The organism is Actinacidiphila acididurans, from assembly GCF_016918855.1.
Lineage (GTDB): Bacteria > Actinomycetota > Actinomycetes > Streptomycetales > Streptomycetaceae > Actinacidiphila > Actinacidiphila acididurans.
The window spans coordinates 92,041-104,056 of record NZ_JADKYB010000024.1 but is presented as its reverse complement, the minus strand read 5'-3'; the positions used below and the strand labels follow the sequence as shown (position 1 = coordinate 104,056).

3 protein-coding genes are annotated in these 12,016 nt (G+C 74.3%); all 3 read left to right on the top strand.

What is annotated here, in order from left to right:
* Positions 1-41 precede the first annotated feature (41 nt).
* The 3 genes from ITX44_RS33205 (at position 42) to ITX44_RS33195 (ending at position 12,000) form a co-directional block, all read left to right on the top strand.
* Positions 42-1,016 carry a beta-ketoacyl-ACP synthase III gene (locus ITX44_RS33205; protein WP_205362223.1) on the top strand — a complete coding sequence of 325 codons (975 nt, stop codon included), beginning with the start codon at positions 42-44 and terminating at the stop codon, positions 1,014-1,016.
* A 110-nt stretch (positions 1,017-1,126) separates the two neighbouring features.
* A complete protein-coding gene (locus ITX44_RS33200; protein ID WP_236062145.1) occupies positions 1,127-10,714 on the top strand; it encodes a non-ribosomal peptide synthetase in 9,588 nt (3,195 codons plus the stop codon).
* A 26-nt stretch (positions 10,715-10,740) separates the two neighbouring features.
* On the top strand, positions 10,741-12,000 hold the full coding sequence (locus ITX44_RS33195; protein ID WP_307795606.1) for an MFS transporter: 1,260 nt from the start codon (positions 10,741-10,743) through the stop codon (positions 11,998-12,000).
* Positions 12,001-12,016: the final 16 nt, after the last annotated feature.

The following is a 12,016-nucleotide window of genomic DNA, read 5'->3' as shown; positions in this document are numbered from 1 at the left end:
CCTGCGTCCCCTGTCCGGTACGTGACTCCCCTGGAGGACTCGTGTCCGCCGCCTCTCCCGGCTCCCGGATCCTGTCGCTCGCCCACCACCAGCCGGCCCGCGTGGTCACCAACGACGACCTCGCCGCCCTGGTCGACACCTCCGACGAGTGGATCCGGTCCCGGATCGGCATCGCCACCCGCCGGATCGCCGCCGCGGACGAGAGCGTCGCCGACATGTCCGCCGCTGCCGCCGCGAAGGCCGTCGCCCGGGCGGGCGTCGACGCCTCCGACATCGACCTGGTCATCGTGGCGACCTGCACGGCGGTGGACCGTATGCCCAGCGTCGCGGCGCGCGTCGCCCGCCGGCTGGACATTCCCGCCGCGGCCGTCTTCGACGTCAACGCAGCCTGCGCCGGCTTCTGTTACGCCCTGGCCACGGCGGGCCTCGCGGTCGGCGGCGGCACCAGCCGTACGGCTCTGGTGGTCGGCGCGGACAAGATGAGCGATTTCCTCGACTGGCAGGACCGTTCCACCAGCGTCATCTTCGGTGACGGCGCCGGCGCCGCGGTCGTGGCCGCGGACTCCGGCGCCGGTCCGGACGGCATCGGGCCGGTGGTGTGGGGCTCCGATCCGCAGCGCGGGCACGCCATCTCCCTGGAGACCACCGGACCGGCCGGACCGCCCGCGCTGTTCCGGCAGGACGGCGGCACCGTGTACCGGTGGGCCATCACCTCGCTGGCCCCGCTGGCCCGCCAGGCGTGCGAGCGGGCCGGCGTCGCCCTGGCCGAGCTCGGCGCCGTCGTCACCCACCAGGCCAACCTGCGGATCATCGAAAGCATCGCCCGGCAGATCGGCGCGGTGAACGCCGTCGTCGCCACGGATGTCGTCGAGTCCGGCAACACCTCCGCCGCCAGCGTCCCGCTGGCGCTGTCGAAACTCGTCGAACGCGGCGAGGTGCCGAGCGGCGCTCCCGTCCTGCTGCTCGGCTTCGGCGCCGGCCTGTCCTACGCGGCCCAGGTGGTCCGCTGTCCATGACGTACGGCTCAGGGCCCGCGGCAGGCGGGCCGACCCGCACCTGAAATGTCCTGCCGATCGCGTACGCGCTGCCGGAGCACCGCCGGGACCGACGATCAGGAGCACCGCGCATGACCGACATCGACCTGACCAGCCTCACACCGGAGCAGAAACGCGCGCTGCTGGCGGATCGGCTGCGCCACCGGAGCGGCGGCCGGCCCCCGGCGCGCAAGCGGCGGTTCCCCGCGTCCTTCCCGCAGGCGCGCATGTGGTTCCTGGACCAGCTCAACCCGGGCAGCGCCGCGTACAACATCCCGGCGGCGGTACGCGTGCACGGCCCGCTCGACGTGGAGCTGTGGCGCCGCAGCCTCGCCGACATCGTCCGCAGGCACGAGTCGCTGCGCACCACGTTCGACGAGGTGGACGGCGAGCCGGTGCAGGTCGTGCACGACACCGGCGAGCTGGAGCCGACCGTCGAGGAGTGCGGCCACCTGCGCGGCCCCGCCGGCGAGGCGGGCATCACGGAGCTGGCGCGCCAGGAGTTCACCCGCCCGTTCGACCTGGCCACCGGGCCGCTCATGCGGATGAAGTTCCTGCGCCTGGCCGACGACGAGCACGTGCTGCTGCTCACCATGCACCACATCGTCGCGGACCTGTGGTCGACGTCGGTACTGTTCGGCGAGCTGGTCGCGCTCTACCGGGGCCACCTCACCGGCACCCCGGCCGAGCTGCCGGAACTGCCGGTGCAGTACGCCGACTACGCGGCCTGGCAGCGCAGGAAGCTGGCCGGCCCGGACTTCGCGGCCGAGCTGGAGCACTGGCGCAAGACCCTGGAGGGGGCGGCGCCGATCCTCGAACTGCCCACCGACCGGCCCCGGCCCGCGGTCCTGGGCACGGCCGGCAGTTCCCGGCCCTTCCACCTGCCCGCCCACGTGATGGACGGCGTGCGGGAACTGAGCCGGCGCACCGGCGTCACCCCGTTCATGACCCTGCTCGCCGCCTACGTCGTCCTGCTGCACCGGTACAGCAGGCAGGAGGACGTGGTCGTCGGCGTGCCGGTCGCCAACCGCGGCCAGTCCGAGGTCGAGCGGCTCATCGGCTATTTCGTCAACACGCTCGCGATCCGCAACGACGTGTCCGGCAATCCGTCGTTCACCGAACTGCTCGGCCGGGTGCGCGGCGCGGCCCTGGATGCCTTCGCCCACCAGGAGGCGCCGTTCGAGCGGCTGGTGGAGGAACTGCGCCCGGAGCGGGACCTGTCGCGCTCCCCCGTCTTCCAGGTGTCCTTCGTCTACCAGAACATCCCGGTGCCGGAGTTCGGCGTCGGGGGCCTGCGCTTCGAGATGATGGACGTGCCCAGCTCCACCGCGCGCTTCGACCTCGAACTCCAGGTGTTCGAGCAGGGTGACGCGCTCGGCGGCTGGTTCGAGTACAACACCGAGCTGTTCGACGCGGCCACGATCGACCGCATGGGCGGCCATCTGAAGGTGCTGCTGGACCACCTGCTCGCCGATCCGGAGCAGCCGGTCCTGGACGTGGCGCTGCTGACCGAGGACGAGGAGCGCGAGCAGCGCACGGAACGGGCGGACACCCGGCACGAGTGGCCCGACGAACTGCTCACCCACCAGCGCTTCGAGCAGCAGGCCCGCCTGCGACCGGATGCCGAGGCGGTGTACTGCCAGGGGCGGACGCTCACCTACGCCGAACTCGACGCGGCCGCGAACCGGCTGGCCCGCAGGCTGAAGGGCCTCGGTGTCGGGCGCGACGTGCTGGTCGGGGTCTGCCTGGAGCGCTCGCTCGACATGGTCGTCGCGGTCCTGGCCGTGCTGAAGGCCGGCGGCGCGTACGTGCCGGTCGACCCGGCACTGCCGAAGGACCGTATGGCGTTCATGATCGAGGACGCCGGGCTGCCGGTCCTGATCACCCAGAGCTCGGTGGTACCGGCCCTGCCGGAGTCCGGGGCCCGGACGCTGTGCGTGGACGAGCTGGGCGAGGAGCTCGCCGCCGAGTCCGCCGAGGTCCTGGACGAGCCGGTCGAGGGCGGGGACCTCGCCTATGTGATCTACACGTCGGGCTCCACCGGGCGCCCGAAGGGCGTCCAGCTGCCGCACCGCGCGCTGCGCAACCTCTTCTGGGCCATGAAGCAGTGGCCGGGCATCGACGCCGGCGACAGCCTGCTCGCGGTCACCACGCTGTCGTTCGACATCGCGACGCTGGAATTGCTGCTGCCGCTGGTCGAGGGTGCCCGGGTGGTGCTGGCCACCCGCGAGGTGGCCACCGACGGCAAGCTGCTGGCCGAGGAGATGGCCACCACCGGCGCGACCATGATGCAGGCCACCCCGTCCACCTGGCGGATGCTGCTGGACGCCGGCTGGCCCGGCCGTCCGGCGGGCCTGCGCGGGCTGATCTGCGGCGAGGCGCTGCCCCCCGACCTGGCACGGCGGCTGCTGGCCAAGGGCGTGGACCTGTGGAACATGTACGGCCCCAGCGAGACCACGATCTACTCGCTGGGCACCCGGGTCGTGGACGACACGATCACCATCGGCAGGCCGATCGCCAACACCGAGGTGCACATCCTCGACCCCGAGGGCCGTCCGGTGCCACCGGGCGTCCCCGGCGAGCTGTGCATCGGCGGCACCGGACTGGCCCGCGGCTACCTCGGCCGGCCGGAGCTGACGGCCAAGCAGTTCGTCGCCAACCCGTTCGCATCCGGCCTCGCCGACCGCCTGTACCGCACCGGCGACCTGGTGCGGCGCCGGGTGGACGGCACGGTGGACTACCTCGGCAGGCTCGACCACCAGGTCAAGCTGCGCGGCTACCGGATCGAGCTCGGCGAGATCGAGTCCGTGCTCATGTGGCAGGAGCAGGTCAGGGAATCGGCCGTCGTGGTCCGTGAGGACCGGCCGGGCGACAAGCGGTTGGTCGCCTACGTGGTGCCGGACCCGGCGGCGGGTGCGGCCGATGAACTGCGCCGGCACCTGCGGGCCGCGCTGACCGACAAGCTCCCCGCCTACATGGTCCCGTCCGCGTTCGTGTTCCTGGACGCGCTGCCGCGCACCCCGAGCGGCAAGACCGACCGGGGCGCGCTGCCCGCGCCCGACCTGGGGCAGGAGACCCGGGCGGCGACGCCGTACGCCGCCCCGCGCGACGCCGAGGAGAAGGCCCTGTGCGAGCTGTTCGCCCAGGTGCTGAACGTGCCCCGGGTGGGCATCGACGACAGCTTCTTCGCCCTCGGCGGGCACTCGCTGCTGGCCACCCGGCTGGTGGCGAGGATCCGCGGCACGCTCGGCGTCGAGGTGCCGGTGCGCGCCCTGTTCGAGAAGCCGACCGTGGCCGAACTGGCCGGGCTGCTGCGGCAGGGCGGCGACGACACGCGCCCCGCGCTGCGCCCGATGCCCCGGCCCGAGCCGCTGCCGCTGTCCTTCGCCCAGCGGCGGCTGTGGTTCCTGCACCGGATGGAGGGCCCCTCCCCCACGTACAACCTCCCGGTGGTGCTGCGCCTCACCGGTGCGCTGGACGTGGCCGCCCTGCGCGCGGCCCTCGCCGACGTCGTCGCGCGCCACGAGTCGCTGCGGACCGTTTTCCCGGACACCGGCACGACCGCGTACCAGCAGGTCCTCGATCCCGAACAGGCGCGGCCCGCGCTGCCGGTGACCGAGGTCGACGACGCCGGCCTGAATGCCGCGGTGGCCGGCGCGGTCCGGCACCCGTTCGACCTGGCCACGGAGATTCCGCTGCACGCGGAGCTGTTCGCGGTCGGCCCCGACACGCATGTGCTCGCCCTCGTCGTCCACCACATCGCCTCCGACGGCTGGTCGCTGGCGCCGCTGCGGCACGACCTGGCCGTCGCCTACCGCGCGCGGCTGGCCGGCCACGCGCCACGCTGGGCGCCGCTGCCGGTGCAGTACGCCGACTACGCCGTGTGGCAGCGCGAGTACCTCGGCGCGCCGGACGACCCGGAGAGCGCGTGGTCGCGCCAACTGGCGTACTGGCGCGGCGCCCTGGACGACCTGCCGGAACGGATCGCCCTTCCGGTCGACCGGCCCTACCCGGCCGAGGCGTCCCACGACGGGGACACGCTCACCTTCCGCTGGGACGCGGACCTGCACGAAGGACTGGCCCGCCTGGCCCGTGCCTGCGACGTGAGCATGTTCATGGTGCTCGACGCGGCGCTGGCGGTGCTGCTCGGCCGGCTCGGCGCCGGTGCGGACGTCCCCATCGGCGTGGCGACCGCCGGACGCGACGACCAGGCCGCCGAGAACCTGATCGGCTTCTTCACCAACACCCTGGTGCTGCGCACGGAAGTCCCGGACCGCGGGACGTTCCGGGACCTGCTCGGGGCGGTACGGGAACGCACCCTCGACGCGCTCGCCCACCGGGACATCCCGTTCGACGCCCTCGTGGACAGCCTGCGGCCGGCCCGGTCGATGGCGCACCACCCGCTGGTCCAGGTCATGCTGTCCTGGCAGACCGTCACCGACCAGGCCCTGGACCTGCCCGGGGTCGAGGTGGCGCCGCTGGTGATGAGCACCGGCACCGCGCGGATGGACCTGGTGTTCCTGCTGCACGAGCACCTGGCGGGCGACGGCACGCCCGGCGGCATCGACGGCGGCATCGAGTACAACGCCGACGTCTTCGACGCGGACACGGTGCGTACGATGCTGCGCCGGCTGCGCCAGGTCCTGCTGGCGATGATCGCCGACCCGGACCGGCCGATCGGCGACGTCGACCTGCTCACCCCGGCCGAGCGGCACCGCGTGCTGGAGGAGTGGAACGGCACGGACGGTGCGGCGCCCGCGGCCGGGCTGCCCGAGCTGTTCGAGACGCAGGCGGCCCGCACCCCGGACGCCGTCGCGGTCAGCTGCGGCGACGAGCGGCTGACCTACCGTGAACTCGCCGCGGCCGCGGACCGGCTCGCGGTGCGGCTGCGCGGACTGGGGATCGGCGCCGGCGGCGCCGAGGACGCGGTGTGCCTGCTCATGGAGCGCTCCGTACGGCTGCCCGTGGCGATCCTCGCGGTGCTCAAGGCCGGTGGCGTGTACGTTCCGCTGGACCCCCGCTATCCCGCCTCCCGCATGCGGCTGATCATGACCGACACCGCGGCGACCGTACTGCTCGTGGACGGGGCCGGGCCGGCGCACCCGACCGTCGACGGCCTGCGCGTACTCGACGTGGGCGGCGTACTGGCCGACGCGGACGGTGCGACGTACGGCGCCGCCCCCCTCGCGGCGCCCGCCGGCGGGCCGGACCGGATGGCGTACGTCATGTACACCTCTGGCTCGACCGGGCGGCCGAAGGGCGTGGCGGTCACCCACCGCAACGTGGCGAGCCTGGCCGCCGACCACGTGTGGCGGGGCGGCAATCACAGCCGCGTACTGATGCACGCCCCGAGCGCGTTCGACGCCTCCACGTACGAGCTGTGGGTGCCGCTGCTGTCCGGCGGCGAGGTGGTCGTCGCGCCGGCCGGTGAACTCGACCCGGACCTGCTGCTGCGCACCATCGCCGAACGCGGCGTCACCTCCGCCTTCTTCACGGCCGCGCTGTTCAACCTGCTGGTCGAGCGCGACCCGGCGGCGCTGGCCGGGATGCGCGAGGTGATGGCCGGCGGCGAGGCCCTGTCGCCCCGCGTGGTCGCCAGGGCGCTGGGCGCGTGGCCGCGGACGGTGCTCACCAACGGCTACGGGCCGACCGAGACGACGACGTTCGCCGTCCTGCACAGCACCCGCGACGTGACCGACGGCACCGTGCCGATCGGCACGCCGATGGACGACACCCGCGCGTACGTGCTCGACGAGCGGCTGCGGCCGGTGCCGCCCGGCGTCCCCGGTGAGCTGTACCTCGCCGGGTCGGGGCTGGCCCGCGGCTACCTCGGTCAGCCCGGGCTGACCGCGCAGCGGTTCACCGCCAGTCCCTACGGCCCGCCCGGCAGCCGGATGTACCGGACCGGCGACCTGGTCCGCTGGCGCGCGGACGGGCGCATCGAGTACCTGGGCCGGACCGACGCGCAGGTGAAGATCCGCGGCTTCCGCATCGAGCCGGGCGAGATCGAGAACGCGCTCGGCGCGCACCCGGCCGTGGCGGACGCGGTCGTGGTGGTACGGGAGAAGTCCGGCGGCGGCAAGGACCTCGTCGGCTACGTCGTACTCGCCGACGGCGCGCGTGCCGAGCCCGCCGAGTTGCGGTCGTTCGTGGCGGAGCGGCTGCCGCAGTACATGGTGCCGGCCGTGGTGACCGTACTCGACGCCTTCCCGCTGACCGGCAACGGAAAGCTCGACCGCCGCGCGCTGCCCGCGCCGGATCCCGTCGCCGGCACCGCGTCCCGGGCGGCGGCGACACCGGTCGAGCGGACCCTCGGCGCGGTGTTCGCCGAGGTGCTCGCGGTGCCCGAAGTCGGCGCGGAGACCGGCTTCTTCGACCTGGGCGGGGACAGCATCCAGGCCACCGAACTGGTCGCCCGGGCCCGCACGGCCGGGCTGGTGTTCACCGTCCGGGACGTGTTCACCCAGCAGACGGTGGCCGGCCTCGCCCAGGTCGCGAGGACGGCCGACCAGGCTGGGGACACCGGGGCGGGCGCGGTGGGCGTGGCGGACGTCGGCACCGGCGAGATCCCGCTGCTGCCCGTGGTCGAACGGCAGCGGCAGTTGGGCGGCTCGGTGGTCGGCTTCGACCTGTCCGCGACCGTCGGCCTGCCGTACGACGTGGACGCGGACCGGCTGACCGCGGCGCTCCAGGCGGTGGTGGACCGGCACGACGCGCTGCGCACCCGGCTGGTGGTCGGCCCCGACGGGCGGTGGTCGCTGTACGCGGACGAGCCCGGCACGGTGCGGGTCGCGGACGTCCTGCGCCGGGTGGACATCAGCGGGCTGGCCGGCGTCGACGCGCGGGCGCTGATCGCCGAGGAGACGGCTGCCGCCAAGCGGCGGCTCGACCCGGCCGAGGGCGCGATGCTCCAGCCGGTGTGGTTCGACGCGGGGGCCGGGCGCGCGGGCAGGCTGCTGCTCGCGGTGCACCACTTCGCCGTCGACGGCGTGTCGTGGCGGATCCTGCTGACCGACCTGGCCGTCGCGTGGGACGCGGTGGCCGCGGGCCGGCCGCCGGCTCTCGCGCCGGTGGCGACGTCACTGCGCGGCTGGGCGGCCCGGGTCGCCTCCGCCGAGGCCGTCGCACGGCACCGCGCCGAACGCCCGTTGTGGCAGGGCATCCTGCGGGACGCGGTGCCGCTGGTGGCCGGGGAGCCGGACCGGGACCGCGATGTCACCGGCACCGAGGGACGCCTGTCGGTGACCCTGCCGGTCGAGGACACCGCGCCGCTGCTCGGGCCGGTGCCCGCGGTGTTCCGCGGCGGCATCCAGGACGTGCTGCTGACCGCTCTCGGGCTCGCCGCCGGGCGGTGGCGCGCCCGCCGGCCGGGGGGAAACGACAGCGGTGCCGGTCCGGTGACGGTGGACGTGGAGAGCCACGGCCGGCACGAGCACCTGGTCGACGGCACCGACCTGTCCCGTACGGTGGGCTGGTTCACGAGTGTCCACCCGGTCCGCCTCGACTGCGCCGCGCTGCCCTGGGACGACGTGACCCGGGCCGGCGGCGAGCTGGCCGCAGCGGTCACCCGCACCGGCCGTCAGGTGCGGGCGGTCCCGGAACGCGGCCTCGGCTACGGGCCGCTGCGCTGGCTCGACCCGGGCACCGCGCCGCTGCTCGCCGAACTGCCCGCGCCACAACTGCTGTTCAACTACCTCGGCCGTGTACCCGTCACCGACGCCGGGACGCCGTGGCTGCCGCTGCGGGACGACACCGTGCCCGGCGCCACCGGCGGCCGCCCGCTGCCGTACCCGCTCGAGGTCAACGCCGTCACCCAGGACGGGCCGGACGGTCCGCGGCTGGTGGCCAACTGGAGCTGGGCGAATTCGCTGCTGGCGGAGGACGAGGTCCGCGAGCTCGCGGACGCCTGGTTCGACGCGCTGCGCGCCATCGCCCGGTGCGCCCGCGCGGTCGAGGACGGGGTGGTCGAGCCCTTCTTCGAAGACCTCGAGGAGCACGGCGGCGGCGAGCGCGCCGTGGCCGCCGGCGCGGCCGACCTCCTGCACGCGCCGATCCCCCGGGCCGACCGCGGCGACGGCGTCGGGCTGTCCTTCGGGCAACTGGAGTTCCTGCTCCAGCCGGTGGGCCCGAACCACGCGCACCACGGCGTCATCACCGCGTGGCGCCTGCGCGGCGACCTCGACGCCACGGCACTGCGCCGCGCGCTGGACGACCTGGTGACGCGGCACGACATCCTGCGCACCCGCTACGTCCAACGCGGTTCGGCCACCCTTCAGTTCGCCGACGGCAGGCCCGCGTGGCCGGTCGACACCGTCGACCTGGGCGCGTACCAGGGGCGGGTCCAGCGCGAGAAGCTGCGCGAACTGCTCACCGCGCAGACCCGGCGGCCGTTCCGCGTCGAGGACGGGAACCTCGTCCGCGGTCTGCTCGTGCGGCTCGCCGACCAGGAGCACGCGCTGGTCCTCGTCGCCCACCACATCCTGGTGGACCACTGGGGATTCCTCGTGATCGGCAACGAGTTGTCGGAGCTGTACGCGGCCCACTCGGCGGGACGGCGGCCGACGTTGCCCGACGTGCCGGTCCAGCACCTGGACTACGCGGCCTGGGAGCAGGGGCTGCTGGCGAGCGGCGCGCTCGACGAGCACGTCGAACACTGGCGCAAGGAGCTGGACGGTGCGGCGCGCACGCTCGACTTCGACGCGCCCGCCCACCAGCTCGACGATGTCGTCGAGGGCTACAGCCACAGCTTCGTCGTCGGCGCCCGGATCATGTCGTCGGTACGGGAGGCCGCCCGCCGCGCGGGCGTGACCCCGTTCATGGTGCTGATGTCGGCGTTCCACGTGCTGCTGCACACGTACTCGGGCGCCACCGACATCGCGGTGAGCCACCCGCTGGCCGGCCGCGAACGGCCCGAGACCAGGTCCATGGTCGGCCCGTTCATCAACATCGTGCTGAACCGGTCGCGGATGGCGGACGACCCGACCTTCCACGAGCTGGTCCAGCGGGTGCTCCAGGGCGAACTCGACGCGTATTCCCACCAGAACGTGCCGGTGCGCGCGATGGTGCACGACGGCGTGGTGGGCGAGGGCAACCAGTTGCCGCTGCGCGTGATGCTCAACATGCTCGGCGTGCCGGGCAATTCGCTGACCCTGGCGGGGCTCGAGGTGGCGCCGCTGGACGTGCGGGTCGGCGACGAGACCCCGCTCCCGGAGCTGGTCGCCGCGATCGAGCCGCACAATCTCGATCTCTACCTCGTGGCCCGCGAGGTCGAGGGCGAGCTGCGCGGCCTGTGGGTGTACGCGCCGGACCGCATCGCGCCGCCGGTCATGGGCGCGCTCGTCCGGCAGTGGCCGCGGCTGCTGGAGCTCGTCGCGCGGCACCCGGAACTCACGGTGTCGCAACTGCGGGAGCGCGTACGGGCCGTACGGTCGGAGACGCGAACGGACGCTCGACCCGCCCCGCGGACCGGCACTCGGACGGACCCGCGGACCGACACGCAACCGGAGCCGCGGACCGACACACCGACGGACCCGAAGCCGGGCCCGGCGCCGACGAACGCGCAAGCCGACCCGCAGCCGGGCACACCGGCTGACCCAATTCCGGGCCCGGCGCCGACGGACGCGCGCCCGGATTCGGCCCGGGCCGGCACGGAGCCCGATGCGGCCCGGGCGGCTCGGTGACGACCTCGGTGACGAGCGCGACGACGGTGCAACGATCGCCCCTGCGGAGCTGGCAGTTCCGCAGGGTCGTCGCCGCGGAGTTCATCTCCTCGGTCGGCACCCAGATGACCACGCTGGCGCTGCCGTGGTTCGTCCTGACGACCAGCGGGTCGCCGGCGCGGATGGGGCTGGTGTTCGTCATCCAGATCCTGCCGGTGCCGCTGCTGGGCATGCCCGCCGGACTGCTCGTGGCCCGGTGGGGTGCCCGCCGCGTCACGATCGTCGGGGACCTGGTCGACACCGTGCTGACGGCTTCGGTGCCCACGCTGTACCTCGCGGGCGCGCTGCCGTTCTGGGCGCTGCTGACCGTCGTGGCCCTCGTCGGCTGCGTCGCGTCGGGGTACCTGTCCGCACAGCGCATGCTGCTGACCGAGACCATCGGCTCGGACGAGGGCGCCGTCACGGCGGGCAACGCCATGTTCGAGACGGCGACCTCGTCGGCGCGGCTGGTCGGCCCCGCGATCGCCGGTTTCCTGATCGCCGGGGCCGGACCGCTGAACGTCCTGTGGGCCGACGCGGCCTCGTTCGCGGTGTCGGCCGCGCTGCTGACCGGCCTGCCGCGCCACGAGCGTACGCCGGAGCCGTTGTCGGCGAACCGCATGGCGGAGGGCGTGCGCTACCTCCTCCGCGACCGGGTGCTGCGGACGATGGCGCTCGCCGCCCTCGGCTACGGCACACTCATGCCCGTCGTGCTGCTCGCCCTGCCGGTCATGGCCAGGAGCCGCTACGACGCCAACCCCCACGTGGCCGGCTGGCTGCTGGCCGCGTGGGGCGGCGGCACCGCGCTGGGCACCGTGGTGGTCGCCCGGCTCGCGCGCCGGATCCCGCCCACCCGTTTCGCGGCGTACGGCGGCGTCGGCGCGGCCATCGTGCTCTGGCTGCTCCCCTGGCACCAACCCGCCGCCACCGCCGGCCTGACGGTCGCCGCCGCCTGCATGTTCCTGCCCGCGGTCACCGCGCCCGCCGCCGCCCTGCTGATGCTGCGCCCCCCGGAACACCTGCGCCCCCACGTGGTCCCGGTCTTCGGCGCCGCCGTCTTCGTCGCGAGCCCGATCGCCTACGCGGTCGCCGGCGTCCTCTTCGAACACCTCGCGGTCGGCACGGTCCTCGCGGCGGTCGCCGCAGGAGCCACCCTCTGCGCCCTCCTCCTCCTGAACCTGGCCCGCCACCCGGAGACCACGTCACCCGGAGGTCCCGTCGCCGCCCCACCCCCGGTAAGGGCGACTCCGCCGCCCGGAGGACCCTGACCGTCCGGGCGCCGTG